The organism is Microbispora sp. NPDC088329, assembly GCF_040685655.1.
Taxonomy (GTDB): Bacteria; Actinomycetota; Actinomycetes; order Streptosporangiales; family Streptosporangiaceae; genus Microbispora.
Genome location: NZ_JBFBIP010000005.1, coordinates 236,457 through 263,048 on the forward strand (window position 1 = coordinate 236,457; position 26,592 = coordinate 263,048).

The 26,592-nt window shown below is 72.9% G+C and carries 24 protein-coding genes; 13 read left to right on the plus strand and 11 right to left on the minus strand.

Going from position 1 to position 26,592, the window contains the following annotated elements:
• Window positions 1–5: 5 nt before the first annotated feature.
• Window positions 6–506: a hypothetical protein gene (locus AB0O28_RS13210; RefSeq protein ID WP_363639565.1), complete on the minus strand. Its 501-nt coding sequence runs from the start codon at window positions 504–506 to the stop codon at window positions 6–8.
• A gap of 73 nt (window positions 507–579) precedes the next feature.
• Between AB0O28_RS13210 and AB0O28_RS13215 the strand changes: the two genes are divergently transcribed.
• Both AB0O28_RS13215 and AB0O28_RS13220 read left to right on the plus strand, forming a co-directional pair.
• Window positions 580–744, plus strand: a complete 165-nt coding sequence (locus AB0O28_RS13215) for a hypothetical protein (protein WP_363639567.1) — start codon at window positions 580–582, stop codon at window positions 742–744.
• Window positions 745–924: 180 nt separating this feature from the next.
• The gene (locus tag AB0O28_RS13220; protein ID WP_363639569.1) at window positions 925–1,365 is read left to right on the plus strand and encodes a YbaB/EbfC family DNA-binding protein; all 441 of its coding nucleotides are present in this window, start codon (window positions 925–927) and stop codon (window positions 1,363–1,365) included.
• Between the two features lie 85 nt (window positions 1,366–1,450).
• Here the strand turns inward: AB0O28_RS13220 and AB0O28_RS13225 are convergent, their stop codons facing one another.
• The 6 genes from AB0O28_RS13225 to AB0O28_RS13250 form a co-directional block, all read right to left on the minus strand.
• Window positions 1,451–2,809, minus strand: a complete 1,359-nt coding sequence (locus tag AB0O28_RS13225; protein ID WP_363639571.1) for a hypothetical protein — start codon at window positions 2,807–2,809, stop codon at window positions 1,451–1,453.
• A 28-nt stretch (window positions 2,810–2,837) separates the two neighbouring features.
• Window positions 2,838–3,251: a hypothetical protein gene (locus tag AB0O28_RS13230; protein WP_363639573.1), complete on the minus strand. Its 414-nt coding sequence runs from the start codon at window positions 3,249–3,251 to the stop codon at window positions 2,838–2,840.
• A gap of 17 nt (window positions 3,252–3,268) precedes the next feature.
• On the minus strand, window positions 3,269–4,762 hold the full coding sequence (locus AB0O28_RS13235) for a hypothetical protein (protein WP_363639575.1): 1,494 nt from the start codon (window positions 4,760–4,762) through the stop codon (window positions 3,269–3,271).
• Between the two features lie 9 nt (window positions 4,763–4,771).
• Window positions 4,772–5,143, minus strand: coding sequence for a hypothetical protein (locus tag AB0O28_RS13240; RefSeq protein ID WP_363639577.1), 372 nt, complete (start codon window positions 5,141–5,143; stop codon window positions 4,772–4,774).
• Window positions 5,144–5,222: 79 nt separating this feature from the next.
• Complete coding sequence (locus tag AB0O28_RS13245; RefSeq protein ID WP_363639579.1) at window positions 5,223–5,522, minus strand: WXG100 family type VII secretion target; 300 nt, start codon at window positions 5,520–5,522, stop codon at window positions 5,223–5,225.
• 39 nt (window positions 5,523–5,561) lie between these two features.
• Complete coding sequence (locus tag AB0O28_RS13250) at window positions 5,562–5,882, minus strand: WXG100 family type VII secretion target (RefSeq protein ID WP_363639581.1); 321 nt, start codon at window positions 5,880–5,882, stop codon at window positions 5,562–5,564.
• 258 nt (window positions 5,883–6,140) lie between these two features.
• Between AB0O28_RS13250 and AB0O28_RS13255 the strand changes: the two genes are divergently transcribed.
• From AB0O28_RS13255 to AB0O28_RS13270, 4 genes are read left to right on the plus strand one after another with little or no spacing between them, the layout of a single operon-like run.
• Window positions 6,141–7,307 (plus strand): hypothetical protein, encoded by a 1,167-nt coding sequence (locus AB0O28_RS13255; RefSeq protein WP_363639583.1) that lies wholly within the window; start codon window positions 6,141–6,143, stop codon window positions 7,305–7,307.
• A gap of 1 nt (window position 7,308) precedes the next feature.
• Window positions 7,309–8,073, plus strand: a complete 765-nt coding sequence (locus AB0O28_RS13260; RefSeq protein WP_363639585.1) for a hypothetical protein — start codon at window positions 7,309–7,311, stop codon at window positions 8,071–8,073.
• The gene (locus AB0O28_RS13265) at window positions 8,073–9,389 is read left to right on the plus strand and encodes an SseB family protein (protein ID WP_363639587.1); all 1,317 of its coding nucleotides are present in this window, start codon (window positions 8,073–8,075) and stop codon (window positions 9,387–9,389) included. The genes AB0O28_RS13260 and AB0O28_RS13265 overlap by 1 nt, the downstream gene beginning before the upstream one ends.
• Window positions 9,386–9,724 carry a hypothetical protein gene (locus tag AB0O28_RS13270; RefSeq protein ID WP_363639589.1) on the plus strand — a complete coding sequence of 113 codons (339 nt, stop codon included), beginning with the start codon at window positions 9,386–9,388 and terminating at the stop codon, window positions 9,722–9,724. Before AB0O28_RS13265 ends, AB0O28_RS13270 begins: the two co-directional genes overlap by 4 nt.
• A 26-nt stretch (window positions 9,725–9,750) precedes the next feature.
• Here the strand turns inward: AB0O28_RS13270 and AB0O28_RS13275 are convergent, their stop codons facing one another.
• Entirely contained in the window at window positions 9,751–10,125 is a 375-nt protein-coding gene (locus tag AB0O28_RS13275; RefSeq protein WP_363639591.1) for a cupin domain-containing protein, read from the minus strand.
• Window positions 10,126–10,225: 100 nt separating this feature from the next.
• Between AB0O28_RS13275 and AB0O28_RS13280 the strand changes: the two genes are divergently transcribed.
• The 6 genes from AB0O28_RS13280 to AB0O28_RS13305 all read left to right on the plus strand — a co-directional run bounded on the left by AB0O28_RS13280 (window position 10,226) and on the right by AB0O28_RS13305 (window position 22,879).
• Window positions 10,226–11,077 carry an AraC family transcriptional regulator gene (locus tag AB0O28_RS13280; protein WP_363639841.1) on the plus strand — a complete coding sequence of 284 codons (852 nt, stop codon included), beginning with the start codon at window positions 10,226–10,228 and terminating at the stop codon, window positions 11,075–11,077.
• A gap of 101 nt (window positions 11,078–11,178) precedes the next feature.
• Entirely contained in the window at window positions 11,179–11,601 is a 423-nt protein-coding gene (locus tag AB0O28_RS13285; RefSeq protein ID WP_363639593.1) for a YbaB/EbfC family nucleoid-associated protein, read from the plus strand.
• Window positions 11,598–11,948, plus strand: coding sequence for a hypothetical protein (locus AB0O28_RS13290; RefSeq protein WP_363639595.1), 351 nt, complete (start codon window positions 11,598–11,600; stop codon window positions 11,946–11,948). Before AB0O28_RS13285 ends, AB0O28_RS13290 begins: the two co-directional genes overlap by 4 nt.
• 2 nt (window positions 11,949–11,950) lie before the next feature.
• Window positions 11,951–21,823, plus strand: a complete 9,873-nt coding sequence (locus AB0O28_RS13295; RefSeq protein ID WP_363639597.1) for a hypothetical protein — start codon at window positions 11,951–11,953, stop codon at window positions 21,821–21,823.
• Window positions 21,823–22,335, plus strand: coding sequence for a hypothetical protein (locus AB0O28_RS13300; protein WP_363639599.1), 513 nt, complete (start codon window positions 21,823–21,825; stop codon window positions 22,333–22,335). Before AB0O28_RS13295 ends, AB0O28_RS13300 begins: the two co-directional genes overlap by 1 nt.
• A 10-nt stretch (window positions 22,336–22,345) precedes the next feature.
• Window positions 22,346–22,879, plus strand: coding sequence for a hypothetical protein (locus AB0O28_RS13305; protein ID WP_363639601.1), 534 nt, complete (start codon window positions 22,346–22,348; stop codon window positions 22,877–22,879).
• Between the two features lie 22 nt (window positions 22,880–22,901).
• Here AB0O28_RS13305 and eccB read toward each other — a convergent pair whose 3' ends face one another.
• Window positions 22,902–24,314: a type VII secretion protein EccB gene (eccB, locus tag AB0O28_RS13310; RefSeq protein ID WP_363639603.1), complete on the minus strand. Its 1,413-nt coding sequence runs from the start codon at window positions 24,312–24,314 to the stop codon at window positions 22,902–22,904.
• Window positions 24,315–24,494: 180 nt separating this feature from the next.
• On the opposite strand from eccB, the gene AB0O28_RS13315 reads away from it, so the two are divergent.
• The gene (locus AB0O28_RS13315) at window positions 24,495–25,244 is read left to right on the plus strand and encodes an SDR family oxidoreductase (protein ID WP_363639605.1); all 750 of its coding nucleotides are present in this window, start codon (window positions 24,495–24,497) and stop codon (window positions 25,242–25,244) included.
• 89 nt (window positions 25,245–25,333) lie between these two features.
• On the opposite strand, the gene AB0O28_RS13320 is transcribed toward AB0O28_RS13315, so the two are convergent.
• Both AB0O28_RS13320 and AB0O28_RS13325 read right to left on the minus strand, forming a co-directional pair.
• A complete protein-coding gene (locus tag AB0O28_RS13320) occupies window positions 25,334–25,771 on the minus strand; it encodes an Rrf2 family transcriptional regulator (protein ID WP_363639607.1) in 438 nt (145 codons plus the stop codon).
• A gap of 33 nt (window positions 25,772–25,804) precedes the next feature.
• Complete coding sequence (locus AB0O28_RS13325; protein ID WP_363639609.1) at window positions 25,805–26,455, minus strand: TetR/AcrR family transcriptional regulator; 651 nt, start codon at window positions 26,453–26,455, stop codon at window positions 25,805–25,807.
• Window positions 26,456–26,592: the final 137 nt, after the last annotated feature.

The window sequence follows — 26,592 nt, forward strand, 5'->3', positions numbered from 1 at the left end:
TCCTCTCAGGGGCGTGTCTTCTGGATGGCCGCCTTGCCGGCCTTCTCCGCCGCGACGTAGTTGTCGGCGGCCCTGACCAGCGTCTCGCTGTCCCTGCGCAGGGCGTCGCCGAGGACGCCGGCGGCGTCCGACCAGGTGTCGGAGACGGCGTTGAACCGGTGGACGAAGGCGAGCCCGACGACGGGGACCCCGGCGAGCGGAGCGAGGGTCCAGCCCTCGAAGCGGGGTGTGGCGTCCTTCAGCCGCCGGACGCCCTCGGCGGAGCCGCCCACCGTGCCGGCGAACTTCCTGATGAAGCCCACGGCCACCTCGTAGCCGGGCAGACCGGACGGGTCACCGCTCGGGCCGGCGGGGGGCGCGGCCGGGGGCGTCGCCGGCTTCGGGGCCGCGGACGCGCCCGCCTGCCGTACGCGCAGAGAGTCGGGCAGGCAGGGGCCGGGCGGCGGGCAGGGCGGGGTGTGCGGGCACGGGCTGACCATCGAGGGCACGGACGGAGCGGGGGACACGGGGGACGTCCGCGTCGGTGTCGCCGTCGCCGCCGCCGTGGGCACCCCGCTGGATGACCCCGTGGAGGGTGCTGTGGAGGGGGCTGGAGAGGTGGGATCGGACGCCGGCGGGGCTGCCGAGGTCGGCGGCGCCGGGGATGCCGGCGCGCTCGGCGTCGCGCTCACCGAACCGGCGGGCGACGCCGTCGCGGAGGTCGCCGGTGACCGGCTTGGCGAGGGTTCCCCGTATGACACGTGATCTTCCCTATCACCGGGCTTCGTGCCCCTGCCACGCGCCAGGTGACGTTTCCGCAGGTGGAAAGCAGGAATTAGACGGATGTTCACTGACATGTAATGGATAAGCCCGTAGACCCCCGTACGCCGCGCTTTGAATGCGTTAACTTGCCGATGTCCGGAAATCGCGGGAAAAGGGGCTCAGATGGCCGGCAGCGGATTCGACGACTTCGACATGGAGCGGTTCAGGGAGCGCGCCGACGCCAGGATCGATGCCGTCGAACGGCTTCAGGGCACCCTGTCCTCGCTCGTCGGCCGGGCCCGGGACGAGGACGGCCTGGTCGGCGTCGAGTTCTCCGCCCGGGGGCTGAGCGAACTGGAGCTTCATCCCAAGGCGATGCGGCTCAGCTCGGGCGAGCTGGCCGAGCGGATCAAGGAGACGGTGCGCGCCGCGTCCGACGACCTGTATCGGCAGATGAACCGCACCATGGCCGAGGTGCTCGGGCAGGAGGGCGACCAGGCGCGGTTCCTGGACGACCCGGAGGCCGTGCTCGCCCAGGTCAGGGAGGCGGAGTCCGCCTTCGACCGGACCGCGGAAGACGTCTTGGGCGAGCTCGACCGCATCAGCCGCAGACTGAGCATGTGACCGGCCATGACGTGACGGGCAGGTGGCCTCGTCGGTCTCGCGCCCTTCGCCGCCTGGTGCCGCTCGGCGGCACCGGGCCTTGCCGTCAGCCGATGCGGTCGGGGCTGATGGCGCTCGTCACGCGCCAGACGTCCGGCTCGGGGTCGTAGATCTCCCGCTCGCGCTCGTCCTGCCCGCCCGCCCCGGCGCCGCCCGCCGCCGGTGCGTAGGGGAGATAGGACGAGCCCGCACCGCCCTGGCCGGTCCGGTAGCCGCCCAGGACGGCACCGGCCTCCCCGGCGGCGCCGACGCCGTAGCCGGTGCGCGCCCCGCCGTACGTGCCGATCACCCCGCCCGGCGGCAGCGCGCCGGTGGGCCCGGCCGTCGTGACGGGGATGTGAGGGTCCGGGTAGCCGGTGAGCGTGGGGGGAGTGGCGCCGGCGGGTACCGTGCCGCCGGGGACCGTGCCGCCGGGCAGCGGATGGGCGGTCGCCAGGTCGGTCCTGTCGGAGCCGCCGATCACGGCCGGAGCCGTGCCCGGCCCGTCGCCCGAGCCGCCCGCCTGCCCTGTGCTCGCCTGCCCTGTGCTCGCCTGCCCTGGGCCCGCCTGCCCTGGGTCCGGCGAGCCGCCGGGGTCGGGAGAGGGACTCGCCGTGCCGGGGCCGCCCGCGCCGCCGGACCCGTCGACGCCGGACCCGTCCGCGCCGGTGCCGCCGGAGCCCGGGCCGCCGGAGCCCGGGCCGCCGGATCCCGAGCCGGTGGAACCCGGGCCCGCGTAGCCCGAGCCGGTGGTGCCGTCACCGTACGAGCGGCCGTGCCACACGCCGTCGGAACTCGTGACGGGCGCCCCCGTCCCGCCCACGTGGATGCGTGGAGAGTTCGCGAGGTCGATGTGCAGCGGCTCGATGGCGGGCAACTGGAAGGCCAGCCCCTCGGCGAAGCTGTCGTTCACCTCCTGGATTCTCTGGTTGAGCGCGCGGAAGTGGGTGCGGGCCGCCTCGTCGGGATCGGGCGCCGGGCTTCCCGTGGTGCCGCCGCCCGCGTTCTCGTCCGAACCGCTCGGGGCGGCGGGGAAGTTCGTCTTCGCGTCCCTGACCGCGTCCGCGTAGGAGGACAGCGCCACACCGCTGCGGGTCATGGCCTCGCCGAGCGCGCCCGCCGTCGCGTACAGCGCGCGGAGGGCCGACTGCACCTGCTCGGCCGCCGGGCCGCGCCAGACCTCGGCCAGCTCCTTGGCGGTCCTGCTCAGCGCCGCCTGGATGCCGATCTCGGACGGGCCGTTGCCGCCGACCTTCCCGCCCACCAGATCGGCGGCGTCGATGAACGCCTGACCGGCCCGGTAGACCTCGTCGGGTTTCGACGCGTCCAGCTTCTGCTTGATCTGTTCCCGGGAGAGCGTGTCCTGGTCGAGCCCGTAGAGGCTCGCGTACACCTTGATCGGCTCCCAGCCGGCTTCGGCCCCCATCGCGATCTTTCCCCTTGCCCTCGGCAGCTCACGCGCTGCTGCTCGTGTGGCCCTTCTGGTAGTTGACGACGGCCTGCTCGACGGCGCTCGCCATCGCCTCGATCCGGTCGATCAGCAGCTGATACTTGCCGCTGAGCACCTCGTGGGCCTGTTCGGCGTTCAGTCCGAAATACTTGGCCGTCTCCCACGGGCCGGTCTCCGAGGGGCCGACGTTGGTCAGCCCCTGGACCTCGCCCGCGGTCCCCGGGCCGCTCCAGGTGGCGCTCATGCTTGCGGGAGCGCGCCCGCGCAGGGTGCCGAGCTCGTCCCGCAGTCCCTTGAGGATCTGCCGGACCCGTGTGTGGTCGACGTACAGCTCGTCCGGGCCTCCGCCGAGACCCGGCCAGCTCTCCGGCAGCCGCAGCGTCGGCGCCGGCGTCCCGCCGCCAGAATCGTGGCTCACCTCTCGCCTCCCTCGTCCTACGCCCTGTCGATGCGGGGGGACGTGGTCTGCTGGTCGCTGACGAAGAAGTCCTCGTCTTCGAGCAGCCAGGTGGTGCGCTCACGCTCCTGACGCTCGCCGCCCCCGCCCGTGCCGTGCGGCGCCATCGGCACCATGCCGTTGCCCGCGCGCGGGGCCGCCGCGGTCGCTCCGGTGCCTCCCACGCCTCCCGTGCCTCCCACGCCTCCGGCGCCGACGCCCGTGCCGGGACCGCCGCCCCCGCCGTAACCGCCGTATCCGGTGCCGGAGCCGCCGCCCGGGCCGCCGGTATGGGGCGGTTGCGGGGTGTGGGCGGAAAGGCTGGTGCCGAGCCCGGTGCCGTCCGGCCGCGTCCCGTTCGCTCCCGTCCCGTTCGCTCCCGTCCCGTTCGCTCCCGGGCCGTTCACGCCGGCGCCGGTCGTGCCGGTGCCGTCCAGCCCCGGGATTCCGGCGCCGCCGTACGATCCGCCGCCCAGGCCGCCGCCCAGGCCGCCGCCCAGGCCGCCGTTCGGGCCGCCGTCCGCTCCCGTGCCGCCGGTGCCGGTCCCGATGCCCGGGACTCCCGGCCCGTACGGATCGCCGGCGCCGTTCCAGCCGGGGAAGCCGTCGTCGCCCGGGCCGCCGGGGCCGTTCGAGCCCGTGCCGAGGTCGCCGAGCGACGCGGGGTTCTGCCATCCCCGCACGTCCGTGGGGAGCGCCGGGTTCGGGAGGGTCGCCCCGGGGCCGGTCACCGGTGTGTACGCCGGGGGCGTCGTGTCGAACCTCGGCACGTCGGTGTCGAGCGAGTCGGGGAAGAGCGCGTTGGCGGCCAGCGTCGCCTGCGTGAGCTTCTTGAGGTGCTCCTCGGCCGCCTTCATGTCCTTTTCCTCCTTCGACTCCCCGAAGAGGTTGAAGAAGGGGCCGTCGCCGAAGACCGAGCCGATGGCGCCGCCGATGCCGCCGACGATGAACCCGCCGACGCCGCCGATGACCGCTCCGGGAATCGCCCCGACGCCCGCGAAGGGAGAGCCGGCGACGGCGCCGCCCGCGGCGCCCACCGCCCCCGCCTCCACGGCCGCGTCGTACCAGTCGACGTCGCTCTTCGTGGGCTTGGGGACGTTCTCGCCCTTGAACTGGTTGAGAGAACTCGCATACACGTCCAGCGCCGGCACCACGCCACGCGGCGAGGGCGGCCCCATCTGCCCCGCCGGAAGTGAGGTGTCCACGATCGCGGTCATCACCGCGGCCGTGGAGGCCCTGAGCCTGCGGAGCTGCTCCTTCACCTGCTTGGCGTCCTCGCCCGTCGTCCAGTGCTTGTCAAGCGCGTCCAGGTGCCTGTCGAGCGTCTCGATCACGGACTTGAGCTTGTCGTGGACGCTTTTGAACTCGCCCGAGGCCGCTCTGATCAGCTCCGGATCGGTCTTGTCGAGCGCGGTGCGCAACGCGTCCAGCGTGACGACGCCCGGGTCCGACGCGTCGATCGCCGCCCTGATCGGCATCTTCCTCTCGGCCACGACGTCTCCTCACCCGCTCTGGACGTCCGCCACACCGACGTGCCGCACACCCGCCTGCTCTCCGGCGTCGAGGTTCCTGATCGCCAGCTCCAGGCGTTCCGCGGCGATGCCGAGGGTCGCGGCGATCTCGGCGTAGACGGCGGTGACCGCGCCCTCCGCCCCGGTGAGGCTCATGTGGAAACCCATGGCGGCGTCCCAGAAGCCGCCGACGGCCTCATGCCGCTCGAGCAGACGCTTCACCGCGCCGCCCTCGGGGAAGGCGACCGGTGTGATCCTGCCCTTGGACGCGCCGGGCGCCAGCACTTCGAGCACCTCCTCGAAGTCCTTGCGGGCGTTCCTGAGCGCCGTGCGGCTGACCTCCACACCACCGTCGCGAGCCATGCGTCACACTCCCGTCAACGCCGCGACGGGCACCGGCAGGGGAGCGCCGATGCCGCCGGCCGTACCGTCGGACGTCCGCTCACTTGCCGTCGAACATCGCGGCGTTGATCCGCTCCACGTCCTGCATGTTCATGTTGGTGATGTTGATGTTCTTCGCCAGCAGGGAGACGATGTCCGCCAGGCCCTTGGCCTCCTGCTGCCAGATCCGCCTGGTCTGGTCGTAGGCGTCCTTGGCGCTGCCCTGCCAGATCGCGGTCTTGGTGTTGAGCTTGTTCTCCAGGGTCTCCAGCTCGGTGACCAGCCGGTTGAAGGCGTTCTGGAACTCGGTCTCGCCCGTGTCGAGACCACTGAAGTTGACCTTTGTGACGTCGAAGTCCACCGTCGCGCTCTCCGTCCGTTCCTGGTGGTCGTCTCGAGTTCAGCGGCTGTACGAGGCGGGCGGGGCCTGGTTGATGAGCGCCTCGATCTTGTTGATCTCGGCGGTCGCCTGCACGTTGAACTCGGCGTAGTTCTTGTTGTTCGCCCGGATGCTTTCCGCGAGGGTCTGCAGGCTGCCCAGGATGACGTCCATGCGCTCGTGCCACAGCAGGTGCACCTTGTCGAACGCGTGGTGCGACTCACCCTGCCAGTGGACCTTGAGGTTCTCGCCGGCGCTGTCCAGATAGCGCTGGATGCCGCGGATATTCTCGGCCGCGTCGCCGATCCAGGTGATCGCCTCGTCCAGGTCGTGCCGGCTCACTTGGGCCTGGCTTGCGCCAGAGTGCGACATGGTCACCTCCACTGATCCCGTTCGACTTCCCCCGACCGGAAGGGTCGGGTGATGACCCGAAAATCACAGTAATGGATCAGTGCGCGGCTTGCCGGGGCTGTCCGAGATTAAGATTCCGTCACGTCTCTTGCGGTTTGTCAGGTGACTAGTTAGAAGATTTGTACGATTTGCGAACTTTATGGTGACTCGACCGTAACTAGTTGACGCGTGAATCGGCTGGAGGGTGTCATGACCGATACGAGCGGAGGGGGGACGAATCCCTTCGCCGACCTCGCGGCCACGATGGGAGCGGGCGGCGGCGCGGTGAACCCCCGCTTGGCCGACCCCGAGTTCCACATGAACTACTCGGAGGTCGGGAAGTTCGCCGACCGGGTGGCGGGCCACGGGCGGACCCTGGCCGACACCGGCGCGGCCATCAAGAACATCCACCTGCCCGTGGGGACGTTCGGCGTCATCGGCGGCGGGCTGAACGGCGTCCACAGCAGGCTGTGTGACCAGGCCGCCGACGCCGTGGCGAAGGGCAGGGAGGTCCTCGAGTCCTGGCAGGCGGCGCTGCACAAGGCGGTCGACAACGCCAAGGAGGCGGAGAAGCAGAGCTCGGGCGGGACCGGGGGCCAGCAGGGCCCGGGGAAGCTCGGGGGTGGCGCGAAGATGCCCGGTCTCGGCTCCGGCGGCCCGGGGCCCGGTGGCGGACTGGACTTCTCCCCCAACGCCGGAAAGGGCGGAGGCCTGAACGACGGGCTGAAGCCGCCGGTCCTCCCCGGCTCCGGTGGCCTTCCCGGTTCCGGCGGGGGCGGACTGGACCTGCCCGGCACCGGCCCCGGGAACGACGGCATCGACCCGAACGGCCGGGATCCGAACGGCCTCGACCCGAACGGCCTGGACGCGAACGGCCTCAACCCGAACGGCCTCAACCCGAACGGCCTCAACCCGAACGGCCCGGACCCGAACGGTCTCGGCGGCGCGGGGCTCGGTCAGAACGTCACCACTCCCGCAGGCCTCGACGCGCCCACGCCGAGCACCCCCAAGGACACCTCCCTGTCGGCGTACACCCCGAACCTGCCGTCCCCGCCGGCGGTCCCGGACCTCGGCACGGCCGGGTACGGCCCCGCCGACCCCACCGCGGGGACCCGGTCAGGGACGGGCCCCGCCGGTTCGGGCGGATACGGCTCCGCGTACGGCCCGCCGACGTCCGCCGCTTACGGAGGAGCCGGTCGTACCGGCATCGGCGCCGGCGGGATGCCCGCCATGCCGTACGCCCCGATGGGCGGCGCGGCGAGCGGCGACGACGGCAAGGACCGCGAGCGGGGGCCCGCGGTGCCGGAGGACGAGAGCACGTGGTTCGGCGACGAGGACGTGGCGCCCGCCGTCCTCGGCATGCAGGAGGAGGACTGAGATGGGAGACCTGGCGAGGGGCAGGTTCATCGCGGGGGCCGGCATGGCCGCCACGGCCGCGCGCCTCGAACCCACGGGCTGGCCCCTGGCGGGGCTGCTGACCACGATGATCTCCACGCCGGAGGCCATGCGGCAGGGAGCGCGCCAGTGGCGCGACGAGCCGTCGCCCGACGGGAAGAAGACCCAGGGGATCGCCGAGTTGCGCACGGAGCTGGACCGGCAGTTCACCGAACTGGAGTCCAGCGAGTTCCTGAAGGGGCAGATGCTCGCCAAAATCAAGGAGAGGCATGCCGAGCTGAACGCACAGCTCCTCGACTTCGAGCGGTGCAAGGAGTGCGTCGGCGGCAGCCTCGACTCGGCCGCCGACCTCTACGACGCGGCGAGCTGGGTGTCCACGTCGCTCGGCGGCTCGGCCATGGCGGTCGCCGTGTTCAGCCAGGCGTGCAAGGGAAACGCGCTGACCTTCGCCGCCACCCGCCCGATGGTGGCGCGGGCCATGGTCACCCTCGGCCGGGGGGCGCAGAAGGTCGTCGGCACGATGATGAAGACGAGCTGGAAGGTCGCCGGCATCCTCACCGTGTCCGGCTATCTCTACAGCGGCGCGAGCGCGAAGTTCCCCGGCATGAAGGCGATCGCCGCCGACGTGCCCGACCTCACCACGGCCAAGGTCGCCTTCGACCCGGCCACCGGCGGGCTCGCCGATCCCCTTCCGGATCTCGGCGCCATGCCGAAGACACCGTCCTTCATGCCTCCGCTCAGCCTCTGATGGAGTGGACGGCCAGCGCGTTCGAGCGGCGGCTCGGGGCGGCGTACGACGCGGGCGACCTCGCGCTCTGCCTGGGCATGCTCAGGGACACCGAGCTGGCGCTGCCCGCTCCGCCGGACGGCGGCGCCGCCTGGCCGACGATCACCACGTCCGACCGGGTGTGGCTGCCCGCCTACACGTCGGTCGAGGCGATGCGGGCCGCCACCGGCGGCGCGCCGTCGCGGGTCAGGGTGACGTCGCTGGTCGAACTGGCCGCCGGCTGGCCCGACCCCCGGTGGGGCCTCGCCGTCAACCCCGGGCTGCCGGTGCGCTTCCTGCTCGAATCGGGGACCGTCGCCAGGCTCGCGGTCCCCACCCTCGCGCAGGACCGCCTGGCGGAGCCCGAGCCCGCGCTGCCGGTCGTGCAGAAGCCGCTGACCCCGCCCGAGCTGCGGACGTATCTCGGCGAGGGGGAGTCGTGCGTCTCCGGCTACTGTCACCACGCCCTCGACGTCGAGCACGTGGCGACGCCGGCCGTGCTCGCCGACGCCCTCGGCAGGGGCGCGGACGACGGCCTGCTCACCGGCGACGGCTCGCTGTTCCTGCTGCGCTGGCGCACGGTCGGGCTGAACCTCTACCGCACGCCGTACGGCGGGACCGACGAGGCGGGCATGGCGGCGGTGGCCGGGTGGGTCGTCGAGGAGCCGCCGTTCACCGGCATGGGCCTCGCCCCGAACCCCGACTCCCTGGTCCGTGAGTACAAGCTGGACGCCGTACGGCTGCCGCACGGCTCGGAGATCGTCGAGCTGACCACGCAAGGCACCGAGGTCGTCCGCGCGGTCCACGACGGCGACCTCGGCCGCTGGGTGCCCGGCGAGCACACGGCGCAGGCCCCGGCGAGCTCCTATCGGGCACGCTGGCGGGGAGCCGGCTTCCGGGCGAATCCCGACCCGGGACACGACGGGCTGCTGATCCGGCTGCTCCACGACGGGCCGGCCGACGGCTTCGAGGAGCGCGCGCCGGGCCGGTTCGTGCGGTCCGTGCCCGCGCAGGAGTGCGAGGCCGTCTTCCACGTCACCCGCAGATGCGAGTGGCGGGGTGCCCCCTGCCTCGTACGCGGCGAGCGCGCGGGCGAGTTGCTGCTCGAATACACCGGCGGGCGGCTGCCGGTGGCCCGGGCGCTCGGCATGGAGAGGGCCGAGCGGGGCGTCCACCGGCGCTGGGTGGCCCGCGCCGAGGTGACCGAATTGCGCGAGCACGCCGAGCTCCTCGACCTGGGGCTCTCACACCAGCCTGATACCGGGACGACTCGGGCCGGAAGGACGGACAGCAGATGAGCGAGAGCGATCCGCACATCCACGTCGAGCAGAAGGTGATGCAGGCCGGTGCCGACTACCGCAATCTGGTCGCGTCGTCGCTGGGGCGCGCGCCCGACGCGCCGGACGTCGTCACCACCGGTTGCGGGCTTCGGGTGCCCTATGCGATGACCTCGGCCCGTCCGGAAAGCGTCACCTGCCTCGCCTGCAGGGAACACGCTCACCGGGAGCACCTGCGCTTCGCGGAGCAGGTGGAGCGCCTGAGCCGGATGCCCGGCGCCCCCGTCGCCGCCGACCAGGCGGCCAAGGCCGCGCAGTGGGCCAGGGACGTCGCGCAGAGGTTCTCCGGCGCGTAGCCCGCCCGCGGGGGACGAGGGGGCTCTCACGACGTCAAGGGTTCGGCGGCCTTGGTCATCGGACCTCCCGCGTCGCCGGTGTTGAGCGTGCCGGCCGGCTCCACCAGCATGACGGCCGTCTCCTCCTCGGCCACCGGGCAGTGCTCGACGCCACGGGGCACCACGTAGAGTTCGCCGGGTTCGAGGACGACGTCGCCTTCCCGCAGCCGGATCGTGAGCCGGCCGCTGACGACCACGAACAGCTCGTCGGTCTCCGGGTGGGTGTGCCAGACGAACTCCCCCTTCAGCTTGGCGAGCTTGATCTCATAGTCGTTGAGCCCGGCGATTTTCTTCTGCGTCCACAACTCGTCGAACTGGGAGAGCTTGTGGGCGATGTTGATGGGATCACGGGAAACGGACACCCTGCGGCACCTTCCGGACGTGCACCGCCCCTGTGGGCGATGGCGGACGGGACAAGCGTGGCCCGCTCTCCTGCCGCCCGTCTTGTACGTTTCTGGCGTGATGGCTCACCGCTCGCCGACGACGATCAGCGCCTGGCGGCCACCGGTGCCGGGCATCGCCGAGGTGTTCCACGCGCACTTCACCGATCACGCCTACCCGGCGCACACCCACGACACGTGGGACCTGATGATCCTCGATGACGGCGCGGTCGACTTCGGGCTGGACCGTCGCCGGCACGGCGCCACGGACCTGTCCGCCGTTCTGCTCCTGCCGCCCGGTGTCCGTCACGACGGCAGGACCGTCACCGCCGCCGGCTTCCGCAAGCGCGTGCTCTACCTGGACACCACCGTGTTGCCGGAACACCTCATCGGCAAGGCGGTGGACGCGCCGATCCTCGCGGACCCACTGCTTCGTCATCGGATCCACCGGCTGCACGCCGCGCTGCGTCACCAGGACGAGGTGTTCGAGGCCGAATCGCGCTTGTCGTTCATCGCGGACAGACTTCGCTTCCACCTTGAGGCGTTCCGTCAAAGGACGCCGGGCCGCGAGGCGCACCGCCTTGCCGTCGGGCTGCGTGACCTGCTGGATGCCCGTGTCCGGACGGGTGTGTCGCTGCGCGAGGCCGCCGCCGTCTTCCACTGCGACCCGACCCACCTGATCCGCTGCTTCACGCGGACGTACGGCCTGCCGCCCCACGCCTACCTCACAGGCAAGCGCATAGAACTGGCTCGCGGGCTCCTGCTGAGCGGACAGCGGCCGGTCGACGTGGCGACGAGTGTGGGATTCCATGATCAGGCGCATCTGAACCGGCACTTCACCCGGCACGTCGGCATCACGCCCGCGCGCTACGCCACGAGTGAAGACCTGTCACCCCCGCGTGCCCGAGGGCGCGCGTCTCGCCCGGCCCGGTGAACCGTCATGGTCACGTCACTAGCCGGATTTCCGGTCACGGTGTGATAATCCCGAAAGTCGTATAGAGATCATCGTCCAGGTGAACGCGGTCGATCGGGGTGATGAACACGACCGGGGGACAGGCGCCGGACGCCGCCGGGGTGCGGGCATACGCCGAGGAACTGCGGGCCACGTTCACGCGCCTGCAGGAGGAGGCGCCCGCGCTGCACGAGAAGGCGCGTGCCGTACAGGTGACGGAGAAGTCGCGTGACGGGCTCGTGGCGGCCACGGTCGGCGCGAACGGCGACCTCGTCAGGCTCGACCTCGACCCGCGCATCTACCGGCGGCAGGACGCGCGCGGACTGGCCGACACCATCACCCGCACCATCCACGCGGCCGCGGCCAAAGCCCAGGACCGCGTCGTCGAGATCTTCGCGCCGCTCATCCCCGCCGAGCAGATGAGGGCGCACATCGAGGGAGATCTCGACGCCGTGCTGGAGCAGATGTCGATGCGGTTGCCGAATCAGCCGCCGGGGGAGAGATGAGCGAGCTCTTCGAAGTGAACTATGTCGACATCCGCCCGCAGCAGCTCGCCAAGGGCCTGTCGCAGTGGCACGCCGCGTCGTCCGACGCCGAGAGCGGCTACGGCGCCGCCCTGCGGGAGATCCGGCGGCTCAACGCCGCCGAACCGTGGGGGCGGGACACGGCCGGAGCCGCCTTTCACTCCGCCTACACGCAGGGCGACGGGCCCGACGCGCTGATGCACCGGGGTGAGGAGCTCGCCGCCAAGGTGGTCGAGCTCGGCCCGGCCGTACGGCGCGGCGCCGAGAACGCCCGGGGGATGGACGAGGAACGCGCCAGGGAGGTGCGCGAGATCCTGAGGCGGGTCTGACGATGACCCACTCCGGCGCGACCGGTACGGGCTCCGGCGGCCACCCGGCCACGACAGGCGGCGACGTCGTCTCGACCGGCGACGGGCTGCCCGAGTTCGCCGACGGCGGAGGCTCGGTCGCCGACGTCACCCCCGCCTGGGGCGAGTCGCTGCCCGCCTGGGCCGACGACCTCATCGCCCTGCTCACCGCGGGCCAGACATGGCCGGAGGCGAGCGAGAGCCTGCTGTGGCGGCTCGCCCGCGCTCATCGGTCCGCGACCGTGAGCCTGATCGGGTCCGTCGACCCGGTGGGAGCCGCCGCGGTCTCCGTGCTCGGCGGAATGCGGGGCCCGTCGATGCAGGCGTTCCTGACCAGGCTCGGCGAGCACTACTCGGAACAGTCCGGCCTGCTCGGGGTGGCGAACAACCACTTCGCCTACGCGGCGCAGGCCGACAACTTCGCCCGCGAGACGCAGTATTCGAAGCTGTCCGTCAACGTGGTGTTCTGGATCGCCCTGATCGCCACGTTCATCGCGCTCGTCGCCGCCTTCTACTCCGCCGGGGCCTCCACGCGGTTCGTCGGCCCGATCGCCGCCCGAGCCCGGGCGGAGACGGAGAGGATCCTCGAACGGCTCGCCCTCGCCGCCGGCCGTCCCGCCGCGGCCCAGGCGCTCGCCAGGGGAACGCTGTTGTCGTCGGCCCGGCTCGGCCTGCTCAGCCGCGTCCTCGCCAACCCCCTGGGCAGGGAACTCGTCGAGGAGATCGGCGAGGAGGTCGCCGGGGACGTCATCGCCCAGCTTCAGCAGGGGAAGATGGGCACCCGCGACGGCTGGGACTTCAGGAAGACCGGGGCCGCGGCGGTGGGCGCGGCGGGTGGCGCGGCCATCGGCCTGCGGGCCGCCCGCCCCGTCAGCAACCTGGTCAACAGGATTCCCCTGCTCAGAAGGCTGGACACCGACGCCCCCGGCTTCGGCAACGCGTTCAGGCGCTTCCCCGGCAGGGCACTGACGACCGGGCTGAGCAACGTGATCGCCTCCCCGGCCGGGAGCGTCCTGGCGAACGGGCTCGTGTACGGCCAGTGGGAGATGCCCGAAGGGGAGTCGCTGCTCGGGGCCGCTCTGGGCGGCGCCGGTCGCACGAACACGATCAGCCCGTTCAACCCGGACGTGATCCAGGCGGTCGTCAGCCCGCGTACGGCCCTGGCCTCCGCGTACGACACGAGCGTGCGCACCGACCTCATCCGCGCTCTCTCGGACACGTCTCCGGCTCCCACCGCAGGGCAGCCCCCTGGTGGTGACCCGGGTTCCACCGGTGTGAGCACGGCCGGCGGCGGGACCGTGGGCAACGGCGGGCAGACGGGCTCGGGTGGCACGAGCACCGCGTCGGTCGCGGGGCAGCCCTCCGGCGGTCCGCCGGCCGCGTCCGGCGCGAGCACGACGAACCCCGGCACAGCCAGTGCCGCCAACGCGGGCGGTGCCGACCCCGGTGTGGCCGGTTCGAGCACCACGGCCGGTTCAAGCAATACAGCTAGTGCGGCCAGCACGACTGGCGCGAGCAGTGCGGCGGGATCGAGCGCCACGGCTGGTTCGAGCAGCGCGGTCGGCTCAAGCAATACAGCTGGCGCGGCCAACACGACTGGCGCGAGCGGCGCGGCCGCGGCCACCCTCACTGCTGCCGGCTCCGTGAGCACGCCCGCCGCGTCCACATCCGCCACATCGACCGCGCCGCCCACATCGACCGCGCCGCTCACGCCGGCCGCGTCCCCAGGGACGCCGTCGTCCGGTGGCACCACGGCATCCGCCGCGGCGTCACCGGCCGCCACGGCACCGGCGGGGTCCCCGGGGACGACCGGCGGCACCACTTCCGGTAGCGTCGCCGCGGCGCACGCTTCGGCTCGTACCGCGGTTTCCGATGTGCTGTTCACGATCGCGCCCGACGTGCTCTTCCTTCGCGACGGCCAGGGCGCCTGGCTGACCGGTTCTGACGGAAGGCCCATGCAGCTGCCGGGCGAGGACTTGAAGGCCCTCGTGGATCGGCTCACGTCGCGTGCCGCCGAGGGCGTGGACGCGCCTCGGCTCCGCGCGGAGGCGGCAGCCCTGCTGGGGGCGACAATCGCCGGGAAAAGCCTGGGGCTCCCGGTTGAGGGGGCCCTCGACGCGCTCGCCATGCTCGCCGACGGGACGCCGGACGGCCGCGCCGCCGCCGTCGAGGTGGCGGGCGAGGTGCTGGAGGACAACCCACGCGGCTGGCGGCCCGACCGGCTGAGCGACGCGGGGGCCGGACTGGCAGAGGAGGCGGCGGCGGTCCCGCCGCACGGACCCGACCACGCCCTCCGCGTCGGCCGCTCCTCCGGCACCGCCGCGGACATCGTCCGGCGCGCCGAGAGCCTCGCCGGGATCTCGTCCGCCTCCGGCACGAATGGGACGGCCAACCCGGCGAGCGGAGGCCAGAACGCCGCGGCCTCCGCCGGGAGGCCTTCCTCGAACGCCACGGCCTCCTCCGGCACCGTGACCTCCTCCGGCACCTCGGTCTCGTCCAACACGGGGGCCTCCTCCGGCACCATGACCTCCTCCGGCACCTCGGTCTCGTCCAACACGGGGGCCTCCTCGAACGCGGGGGCCTCCTCCACCACGGGGGTCGCTCGGGCGACGAACTCCGCTCGAACAGCCGACCCGGCGGGGCCGTCCGGCACGCGGCCGGGACCGCGTACGACCCGGGGGAGCGGCCGGGTGACCGCCCGGCCCATCGCCCGGAGCCTGTTCGTCGCCGACGGCAGGCCGTCGCACCTGGCCGACCTGTCGTCGCAGGAGGCCGAGCAGGGCTTCCTGTCGCTCCACGCGTCCGACGTGGCTCCGGACGTGACGGCGCTGAGCCGGACCGGCGAGCAGACGGTCGTCGTCGAGACGGGCCGGTTCGGTGCGCAGCACTTCCGGTTCGAGATCGGCAGGGTGCGTGTCGGCAGGGTGCCCGACGGCCGTCTCGCCAGCACCAGGGTGCGGTCCGGCACGGCCACCGATCCCCACGTCGTACGGCTGTCGCCGCGCCTGGCGAACGACATCCTGCCCCGGGTGTGGCTGCACGAGATCAGCGACGTCTTCCAGCGGCTCGCCGGCCCCCGGCAGGGCGTGATCCGCTCCTTCCTGAGCCGTACGGCCGAGCCGGACAGTGCGGCCTGCGTGACGGCCCGCTATCGCGAGCACGCGCTCCTGGACAGGCGATGGCGGGCGGCCCCGGCGCAGGAGCGCCCCGCCATCGCGCACGAGATCGAGCAGCTCGGGCGTGAGATCGAAAGGCTCGGGCACGTCGCCCCGGCGCCCCCCTGGTCGGCCCCCCGGCCGCCGTCCGCCGCATCCCCGGCGACGCCCGGCCCCGCGACACAGGCCTCCACCGCACAGGCCCAAGCCACACAGGCCCCAACCACACAGGCCTCCACCACACAGGGCCCGGCCGCGACCGATCCGGTGGCGGACCTCCTCGGGCTGGCCCGCGCCCAGCGCGAGACGCTGACCAGCGCCGCCGACGAACTGCTCAAGGCGGTCAAGGAGAAGATCGAGAGCACGAGGGCGGCCACGGCCGACGCGAAGCAGGCCGAGGAGACCGCCGGCAAGGCGTCGCGGCACGAGGACCGCGGCGCCGAGGAACGCCGCCGCAAGGCGCTCGCGGACCGCGACGCCCACCGGGCGAGCGCCGAGCGCGCCCGCCGGAGCAAGGAGGCGTACGCGCGGGCGGTGCGGCGGGCGGTCGAGGCGCGCACGGCGTACGAGACGCTGGAGAACGCCCTGAACGCCCTCCCCACGGGCGGGAAGAGCACGCCGCCTGCGGAGATCGCCCGGCTGGCCCGGGAGGCGGAGGCCGCCCACACGGCGTACAAGGAGGCGTTCGCGGAGGCCCTGCCGTCGCCCGAGGCCCTGTCGGAGTCGACGCCCGCGGGCCGGCTGCCCCACCTCGAACGGCTCACGCAGGTCGTCAACGAGATGCTCGAACGCGCCGGGGTCGACCGGCGCTACGCGCCCGACGAACTGTCGCACGTGTTGCGGTCGAACTTCAGATGGCTGGTGTCGCAGGACGGCGTGGTGCTGCGGGTGGGCCGCGGCACACGGGCAGAGCTGCGGTTGCGGCTGAAGGTCACGGACCTGGTCGAGGTCTTCGGCCATCCGGTGCGGCACTCCCAGTCGATGCTCGGCCAGCTGCCGCAGGGCGGCCGCTCGGCCTCCGCCACCGCCGGCCGTTCGCTGCGCCTGGCGCCGAATCTCGACCTGAACGCCCTGACCAAGCCGTGGCAGGACACCCACTGGTTCGGGCTGCTGATGAAGTTCGGCGTGCTCAAGGGCGGCGCAGCCTTCGGCAGGAGCGAGTCGTTCAGCGGCAACGCGTCGGATTTCGCGCTGGCCGGCGCGGTGCAGGACAACGCGGGCGAGGCGCTGGTGCTCGACGGGCTCGCCTCGGCGGAGGTGGAGCTGCGCACCGCGACCGGCACCGAGACGGCGCGCGTGGACAGCGGCACGGACGGCGACGCGCGGAGCCTGCGGGTGTATCTGCCGCACACGCACGCGCAGCGGGGGCCGGCCGAGGTCACCCGGCTCTCGCGAAAAGAGTGGCAGCGCACGCCGTTCCCCGAGCACGGGGTCACCGGGCTGACCGGGCTGCAGGACCTCGCCGAGCGCACCGCGGAGCGGACCGGTCACCCCGAGATCGGCGGCATGACCCGCGACCAGATCTTCACGATCCTGACGAAGGAGCTGCCGGCCCGGCTCGGCGAGGCGATCAACGATCCCGAGGGGTTGCGCCGCCCGATCACCGTGCACGGGCGCGTGGTCGGCTATGTGCGGGTCAAGACCCGGGTCGTGATGGACACGGCGCGGCCCGTCGGCACGCCGAGCACCAAGCACCGTCTGGAACGGCTGCGTGTGGGGTTCTCGGGCGCGTCGGGCGCGCGCTCGGCGGGCCGCTCCTTCGAAATCAGGGGCACCGCGGGGGTCCAGCTTCCCATCGGCGTCCGGAGGGTGCTCGGCGCCTTCGGCCTCGACGGTTACAAGGCCGCCACACCGCGTCTCACGGGCGGGCTCGCCCGCTCCTGGTCGCGGTCGCGGTCGATGAGCGCGGGCGGGACCGCCATCCGGCCGAGTGTGCAGCGCTGGGCGGGCCACACCCAGGCGTACGCGCTGGAGCTCGAGCACACGGTGACCGTGTGGATGAACACCGACGACGCCCCGCACGCCCCCGTGAGCGGCCGGAGCACGGGCCTTTTCCGCATGCCGGAGCCGCAGGCGTACCGCTACGGCCTTCCCGTCGACCGGTCGGCCGTACGGAAGGACGGCAGGCTCAGGGACGACCCGAAGCCCGGCACGCCGAAGGGCCGCCTGCCCAGGCTGCCCGGCTGGTCGCGCGGGAGCGGGGCCGGGCCCGCGCTCGTCCAGGCGAGCGACCGGCCGGAGAGCGCCGGCCGCCTCGACGAGGTGCGCGCGAAGGTCGAGGCGGCGTTGCGCGCGCACGGCCTGCTGCCGGACGAGAACGGCCGCCTGTCGCGTGACCCGCTGACCCGGGCGAGCCAGATCGCCAACATGATCGAGCTGGCCGAGCAGTTCTCCCCGGCACGCCTGCAGACCGCGTACGACCAGGCCATGCAGGACGGCGTCTTCCTCGACCTGGTGACCCAGGGCATCGGCAGGGCCAGCCGGCACCTCACCCTGCGGATCCGGCTGGAGCAGTCGGGCCAGGAGGAGTTCCGGGGCACCAGCGCCGCCGACGTCGTGACCGACCTCGACATCTCGTCGGAGACCTCCGGCCGTTCGGCCGGCCGGTCGCACGGACGGGTCCGGGACATCGGGCCCGGACTCGGCCTGGAGACGAAGCCGGGCGAGGCCGGATCGACCGGTGGAGAGGGGGGCTTCCACCGGAACAAGGGGCGCACGGCCGGCACGACCCTCAACGACACCGGCAACCTGGTCACGCTGACGGAGGGCACCGCTCCGGCGGCCGTCTTCGAGGTGCCGCACACGCTGACCGTGGACCTGATCGAGGACGACGGAACGGTCACGCCGCTGGCCCGCGGCGACGACGTGTGGATGCGGGTGCTGGTGCCCTCCGACCTGCTGCCGGAGCAGCGCACCGAGCCCTCGCCCAGCCACCCGACGTCCGCGGAGGCGCTGAGCCTGGCCACCCTGCTGCATGTGGACGGGACCGGCGTGCTCGACGCCCTCCGATCGGTGCTGCCGAGGGCGATGCGGCCGGGCTCGGTGTCGTTCCACCACCTCGCCGAGGCGTTCAACACGCGCAACCTCATCTCCCACCCGGAGTGGCTGTCCGCCGACCCCGACAGACCCGCCACGACGTACAGCACCGCCATGGCCGTTCGCCCGCGCGGCCTGCGTACGCACCGGGCGTCGGCGTGGATCACGGCCCGGCCGGGCGAGTCGATGTTCGTGACCGCGGCCGACCTGGTGATCGGCGACATCAACTTCACGATGGGCGCGCACACCACGCGGATCGAGGCGCGCGGCGGACGGTCGGTGGACGCCTCGATCGGCGCGAGCGAGGCCCTGCCCGGCGCGTTCGGCGGCAAGGAGGGGGCCGGCCTGACCGGGGCGGCAAGCACATCGTCGTCGATCTCGGACACGGCGATCTGGGGCAGGGAACGGCTGGCCATCGACACCGGCAAGCACTACGTGTTCGCCATGAAGGCGGACATCACGGTTTCCGGAGACGAATCGGGCAACCGCCGGGCCGACGCCGAGCCGCTGCGGGACAGGACGGTCGTCTACTCCCTCCCGGAGCGCGACGCGCTCGACCTGTACGGCAGGGGCGAGCTCACGCTGCCCCTCGACCAGGTGGCCGACGCGGTGACGCGGCTGCTCGACGGAAACCTCCGGCTCGATCCGCGTACGGCGGTGCCGCTGGCCCGCAGATACCTGGCCGATCGGGCGCTGGCGCGAAGGGACGGCCGTCCCCGGCCCGACCTGGAGAGGAAACACCCTCGTGACGCGCTCGCCGAGCGGCTCGCCAGGGACTTCCCGATGCGCGTGGCCGCCGAGGGGAACCGGCTCAAGCGGATGCACGACAGGCTGCCGGACCTGGCCGGCCGCGTGGACGTCCCCGACCTGTACGAGGACTCCCTCGGCGAGAGCACCGTGAAGTCGGTCCGGCTCACGACCCCGGACGGCATGCGAACCCGCTTGATCGACCAGGTGCTCGGTCAGGTCGGAAAGGTGGCGCCCGGCGCGCTGAAGCGCGACCCGGTCCTGCTGCGCAGCCTGTTCGGCGACTTCGCCGGCAAACGCTGGTGGGGCAAGATCGACGACATGACCGGGCCGGCCGGCTTCGTCAAGACGTACTCGCTCAGGATCGGCCCGCACCTCACCGAGGACGTCACGGTGAGGATCACGGCGGAGCTCCACGGAGACCAGGCGACGTACGGCGGGAACGTCCACGACTTCGGCCAGATCCTGCAGGACTACACATACGGCCAGGAGGAGGCCGCCGAGTCGTCGGGCACGACGTTCGGCGGCACCGCGAACGCCGGAGCCGGGCAGGGCGCCGGCAGCGGCGGCGGCGCGGCCGCCACCGGCCGCTCGCACTCCGGCACGGCCTCCGTCGGCACCCAACGGACCCGCATCCAGCGTCACTCGGCGTTCCGCGGCGGGCAACTCGTCGAGCATCCGGTGACCGTCACGATCGAGGTCGAGCGGTCGTCGGGCCGCCTGCGCGGCGCGGTCGCCAAAACCACCGGCGTCCCCCGGGCCGGCCGCATCACGCTACGCGGCACCATGACCCGGGTGCTGCCGGACGGCATGGTGGCGAAGGAGGGCACGGTCCCCGAGCGGCCGCCCGTCCGGCCGGACGTCCGGCGGGTCGTGCCGCCGGAGGTCTTCGTGACCGAGCGGCTCAGGGCCGACGACCTGCTGCGTGCCGTGTTCGACCGGCTCTCCCGGCAGGACCTGCTCGGCGGGGCCGCCACCATGGAGCACTACGCCGAACTGGCCAAGGCGCTCACCGGGAACGGCCTCACGACCCGGCTGGAGCGGATGACCGGTCCCGACGGGCACCGGCTCATCCGGCTGCCCATGCCCGGCAGACCGGGTCAGGTGGTGGACGTGCGGATACACGCCGGCCTCTCCGAGCCCGACCCGGTGGCCCTCGGCCTGAACGACACCGAGCTGGGGCAGGTCGACCGCGAGCAGAACACGGCGGGCACGTCCACCGACCGCGGGCAGATGCTGCCGCTCGGCCGCACGTACAGCGCGGGGCACGCCGTGGGCGCCGGCACCGGCCTCGGCGCCGGCGCCCAGACCGCGCAGTCGAGCGCGGGCGGCGGCGGCAACCGCGACGAGACCAGCGTCTTCGAGAAGGGCACCGGGGCCAAGGTGCGGTTCCGGGTCGACTTCGGCCTCCGGTTCGAGGTGTGCCAGGTGGCGCGCGACGGCGCGGAGACGGTGCTGCGGACCGTGGACATCCCGCACGGCGCGACCGGCACGGCCCACCTGATCATGTTCCACCACGAGCTGGAGGAGATGCTGGCACGCCGCGACGCCGGCGCCGCCCGGCCGCGGTGGGACTTCCATCGGCAGCGGGCAACCGGCCCCGGCGTCTTCTTCTCCCTCGAGACCGTGCGCGCGCTGGCCGCGAGGCAGCCGTCGTACGACCCGGCCGCGCCCGGCAGGGCGATGGCCGACGCGCTCAGGGGCCGGACGGGGACGCTGCCGGTGGGCATCGTCGCCGACGTCGGCCAAACGAATCAGACGCAGACCGGGTCGATGCATCTCGTGGAGGAGGCCAGGCTGCTCGCCCGCGACCTCGGCGCCGACGTCCACCTCCATCTCAGACGGCCCGACGGCGGCGTCGAGCGCTACCACGCCACGCCCGCGGGCGAGCTGTCCGGCGACTCCTTCGCCGAGGCGCTCGGCACGGTGCCGCCCGACCTGGTGGCGCTGGCCGAGGAGCACGGCCTCGACCTGCGTGACCTGCACGGTGACCTCCAGAACGGTGACCTCCAGAACGGTGACCTCCAGAACGGCGGGCGGTCCGACGGGTTCGCCGGCCGGATCGGCGAACGGCTCGACGCCCTCGGCGTCGCCCGGCCCGCACCGGCCGGCCCGGGCTGGCCGGTGCCGGAGACGGCCGCGGACGCCACCTGGGGCGGCACCTCCCTCGTCACCGCCCCGTCCGCCGGCGGCGTGACGGCCGAGCCCATCCCCGGGACCGCGTTCGTGGCCGGCGGCAGGGCCCCGCACCTGCCCGACCTGTCGAACGACGAGATTCCCCCGGCCGTCGCCGACCTGCGCCCCGCGGACTTCGGCCGGGGCGTCCACGCGGTGACCGTGACGCCGGACGGCACGGTCGTCACCGTCGAGACCGCCCGGTTCGGCACGCAGCGTTTCGCCGTACTGGTCGAGGACCCCGGCGGCGGGCGCCCGGGCCGTACGGAGGTCCACACGGGCACGGACCCGCACGTGATCCGGCTGGCGCCGCGGCTGGCCCCGGACGTGGTGGCCCGGGTGCTGCTGCACGAGGTCGGCGACACCCTGCAGAAGCGGGCGGCGACGGGGCAGGGGGTGGTGCGCGCCTTCCTGGACGCCCTCGATCCGGGCCACGACGCCTGCGCCGTCGCCCGCCGCAACGAGCACGCCTACCTGTCCCGCAAATGGCTGACCGCGACCTCGGACGGCGAGCGGGCGCGGCTGCGGCACGAGATCGAGGCGGTCGCCCGCGACCTCGGCGCGCGCGGCCAGGCGGCGCCCCCGCCGCCGTGGGTCACCGTGCCGCCCCAGGCGCCGGTCCCCGACGTGTGGGAGCGGATGCGCGGGCTCAGCAACCCCTCAGGCGGGGAGCCGCCCGACGACGAGGACGAGGACGTCCCCGCATCGGAGGACACCGGACAGCGACAGGTGAGGAAGGTCTGATGCCCTACTCGATCGCCAGGAGCAGGGACGAGGCACACCTCTATCTCGACCTGAACCCGTGCGCGTGCGGCTCGGCGGACACCGACTGGGACAGCGGCCTGGTGAGCGTCGAGGGGGAGCCGGTCACCTGTTACGAGGGGCGGTGCGCGGCGTGCGGCGCCGAGCGGGAGCACCTGTTCGGTCTTCCGGAACGAGAGGTGACGCCCTCCGGCTTCCCGGCGTTCGGCGGCACGGAGCCGTCCGAGCTGCTGGACCCCGGCGAGTGGCTGTGGGTGGCCGACCTGACGGCGGGCAACGTGCCGGAGGGTGGGGAGCGGCAGGCGCTGTCCATCGCGCGGGCCGCGGTCGAGGAAGTGATCAAATTCGTCCCGCCCGGGCAGGACGAGGTGCCCGAGGACGCGTTCTGGTCGGAGCGGGGACGCGCCGTGCGCGCCGCCGAGCCGGGGCGGTTCCGCCTCGACCGGCTGCTCGTCGTACGCGACACCTACCGGGAGCTGGCCGAGGCCTCTTAGAGTGACGGGAATGACTGCACCAGCGCACGCACGGACGCTCGCGGAGGCCCGGCTGTATCTCGCGCTGACCGTGGACGGGACCGGCGAGGAGGCGCCGCCGGTCGAGGGGCCCGAGGCGTGGACGGTCCGGTCGGGCGGGGTCGAGGTGCTCGTGCCGTACGCGAGCGAGGCGGAGGCCAGGGACGAGGGGGAGCGGTTCGGCGTCGGCCTGTCCGAGCTGATCGACCCCGGCCAGTGGCGGCTCGCCGGAGCGGGGTACGCGCGCCGCGCGCTCGCCGACGACCTCGAGTACGCCGAGGAGCCGGGGGACGAGAGGCTCTTCCAGCGGGTGGTGCGCGGCTGGGAGACGGCCGGGGACGCGCTCGGGGAGGCGCTCAAGTTCATCCCGCCCGGTGAGGACGAGGTGCCCGCCGAGGCGTTCTGGACCGAGGCGGGGCTGGCCGCCCGCGCGGCGGAGCCCGAATCCTTCCTGCGCGACCGGCTGGCCGGCGACATCGCGTTCTACCAGCAGAATCTGGACGACTTCCGCCGCCTGCACGGCTGACCTACCTGCCGAGCGGCACGATCTACCTGCCGAGAGGCACGGGCACGCGGGCGGCGGCCGGGTCGAGCGCCGGGCCCTCCGGGATGAGGTGCAGCAGGTGCGCGGGCACCGGCGCGGCGTCGGAGACGTCGTAGCCGAGCTTCGGCAGCAGGTCGGCCGAGGCGACGGCGAACCTGCGGCCCTGGTCGGTCACCAGGGAGTAGTTGGTGATCGACCCGAGCTGCCCCTCGCCCGGCAGCAGGCCGGCGACCGCCGCGGATCCCGGCGGCAGCAACACCTGGTCGAAGGTCTCCTGGCCGCCCGGGGTCCTGGGTGTGGGGATCGCGATCGAGGCGCCGGTGGTCAGCGTCGCCCGTGTCGAGCCGTCGCGGGTTCCGGCGTAGACCGCGCACAGCGGTGCCGTGGAGGCGGGGGAGACCACCGTGGGCATCGTCTCGGGCAGCCCGCCGCCCAGCACGCTCTGCTCGGAGGGCGAGGCGTTGGCGGTGGCCGCGTCGATCGGGACGGCCCGCGGGGGACGCTTGCCGTACGCCGCCTTGATGCCCGGGTCGGCCAGCAGGAGCGTCGCCTGGGTGACGGTGATCGGCGCGAGGCCGTCGGACAGCAGGACGTACCAGCGGGCCGGGGCGCCTCCGAGGCCGGGCACCGTGAAGACCTGCCCGATCGCCGCACTGACCTTGCCGTCGGGACCCCGGACCTTCCTGCCCAGGTTCCGCACCTTGGGCCCGCTGAAGTCGGGACCTTCGGGAACGGCGTTGAGCCAGGTCGCGGGCACCTTTCTGGGCTGGGCGTTCAGGGCGCTCACCGCGCTGGAGCTCGCTCGCATCCGCCGGTCGCCCCAGACGACCCACTTCTGCCGGCCGTCGTCCACGACCATGGCGCCGCCGCCGAGTGGCCTGCCGCCGACGTCCACGCCCCCCACCAGAGTGACGTACGGGCGGGGCGCGCCGGTGGCGTCGGGACCGTCCACCACGCACACCGACCACGGCCCGTGCACCAGCTTGGCTTTGGCCGGCAGCGAGTCGGGCGCGCCCGGGATGCCGACGAGCGGCCCGCGCGGCAGCTCGGCCAGCGAGGCGGCGGAGACGTCGCGCACCGTCACGTCGGCGGTGTCGAGCAGCAGCCGGGCGGAGACGTAGTTGGCCACGGGCAGCAGCACGCGCTCCTGCCGGCTGTAGACATAGGTCGCGCCGGTGTCCTGCTCTACGAGAAGCTGACCGGGCTCGGTGAGCTTGGTCGCGCCGCCCGGCCTGATCACGCCCCAGATGCCGAAGACGGCGAGCAGGAGCACCGACAGCAGGACTCCGCAGAACGTGGCCAGGGTGTGCCGCCGCATCGGCGACTCCGCGACGTCCGGCTCCCCCTGCAGCAGGGCCTGGCCAAGGCGCTGCTGCATCAGCCGGTGTGCCTGGTAGAGGTCCTTCCGGGTCTGCACGCCACCTCTCCCGCCGCGTCAGAGGGAACGGTGGCCAGCATATTGATCCGGCGGCGTCCCTGTGATCTCCACGGTGTCCCGGCGGCCCCGCGTTGACGTGACTCGTTGAAACTTGTACGGTTACAACCGTCGATGTAACGCAGATGGTTACATCGGTCCGGAAATCGATGGAGGATCGTCATGGGTCAGCTCTCGGGCAAGGTCGCGATCGTCACCGGCGGCACCACGGGCATCGGCCTCGCCACCGCCAAGCGCTTCGCGGCCGAGGGCGCACAGGTGTACATCACCGGCCGCCGCAAGCCGGAACTCGACAGCGCCGTCGAGGAGATCGGCTCGAACGTCATCGGGATCCAGGGGGACGTGGCCGACCTCGCCGACCTCGACCGGCTCTACGCGGCCGTCGCCCAGCGCGGCCACCGGATCGACGTGCTGTTCACCAACGCGGGCGGCGGCGAGTTCGCCCGGCTGGAGGAGGTCACCGAGGAGCACTTCGATCGGACTTTCGGCGTCAACGTCCGCGGTCTGTTCTTCACCGTCCAAAAGGCGCTGCCGCTGCTCAACGAGGGCGCTTCGGTGATCTTGCCGGGTTCCACGGCCGCGACGACCGGAGCCGAGGCGTTCGGCGTGTACGCCGCGACCAAGGCCGCCATCCGGTCCTTCGCCCGGACGTGGGCCAACGAGCTCAAGGGGCGCGGCATCCGGGTCAACGTCATCGTCCCCGGGCCGGTCGACACCCCCGGAGTCACCGGCCTGGCCCCGGATGAGGAGCGGGCCGGGCAGCTCAAGGACGTCCTGGCGAGCCAGGTGCCGCTGGGCCGCATGGGGCGGCCGGAGGAGATCGCGAGCGCGGTGCTCTTCCTGGCCTCGGACCAGAGCAGCTTCACCAACGGCGCCGAGCTTTACGCCGACGGCGGCATGAACCAGGTCTGAGCCGGCCTCCCGCTCCCGGCGCAAGCCGGTCGGGCTCCTCCGCTCGGCCCTCACCCCCGGTGGTGGGGGAAGGGCGGCGGGCTCGCCGCCTATCCCCTCTGCCGCGCCAGTACGTCCCGCAGTACGTCGGCGATGGTGGTGGCGGCCAGTTGCTTCCTCATGGCGTCCTCCAGGCCGTCGTACACCTGCCGCAGCGTCGGCTGGATCCCGGAGCCGACCGGACACGACTGGTTCGGCTGCGCGTTGTGCATGCCGAAGAGGGCGCCCTCGTCCAGAGCCTCGTACACGTCCAGCAGCGTGATCGACTCGGGGTCGCGGGTGACGACCCAGCCCGCTCCGGTGCCTCGTCTGGCCTCCACCAGGCCCGCCTTCCGCAGGTCGCCCAGGCATCGCCGGATCACGACCGGGTTCGTGTTGACGCTGCCCGCGATGCGTTCCGAGGTGGCCACTTCGCGGCCTTCCCTGTGGTCGAGCACCATCCACGTCAGCACGTGCACCGCGACCGTCAGCCTGCTGTTCGCACTCATCCGCCCGCCCTCTTCTTCTTGTAACTCATAAGGTTACGACGCCGTGCGGCCTGCTCGTCTCTCGGCGGCGTCGAGTGCGGGCGCGAGCGGTGCGAGCATGGTGCGCAGCAGGTCCGGCAGGGAGCCGGACGGCAGGACGAGTCCGCTGGACGTGGAGGACGCGACGGTCGTCTGCAGCCATTGCCCGAGAGCGAGGCGGACCGCGGCGGCCACGCTCGCCGCGAGCACGCGGGCGGTGTGCCGGTCGGTGTCGCCGAGGCGTTGGGCGATCGCGTCGCCGAGAGGGTGTTCGATCGAGGCGGCGGCGTCGACGAACTCGTCGCGCAGTGCGGGTCGGGCGGTGATCAGCAGTAGCGCGTCGCGGCCGGGTTCGCCGGGGTCGGTGTACTGGTCGACGACCGCCTCGATGACGGCCTCGGCGAGGCCGACGTCGGTGTGCCGCTCGGCCACGGCCGCCGCGACCCGGGCTTCCCGTTCGCCGGTGATGGCGGCGACGATCGCCTGTTCACGGCTGGAGAAGTAGTTGTTGTAGGTCCGGGGGGAGACGCCGGCCGCCTCGGCGATGTCGTCCACGCGCACGTTGTCCGGCCCGCGCTCGAGAGCCAGCCGCAGTGCCGCCGTGCGCAACGCCTCTCGTGTGGCCTGCTTCTTCTGCTCGCGCAACCCGGTCGGTCGTGTCTCCACCGTCCCAGCATTCCCGAATCGATGCGTCTGCGCAAACTTGCGTGCACGCAAGTTTTCTCCATAGTCTGCCTCCTGTCAGGGGGATGGCCCGGCGGCCGAGGCGTTTCGTCGCTCCATCCGTCCCGCTCTCGTCAGGG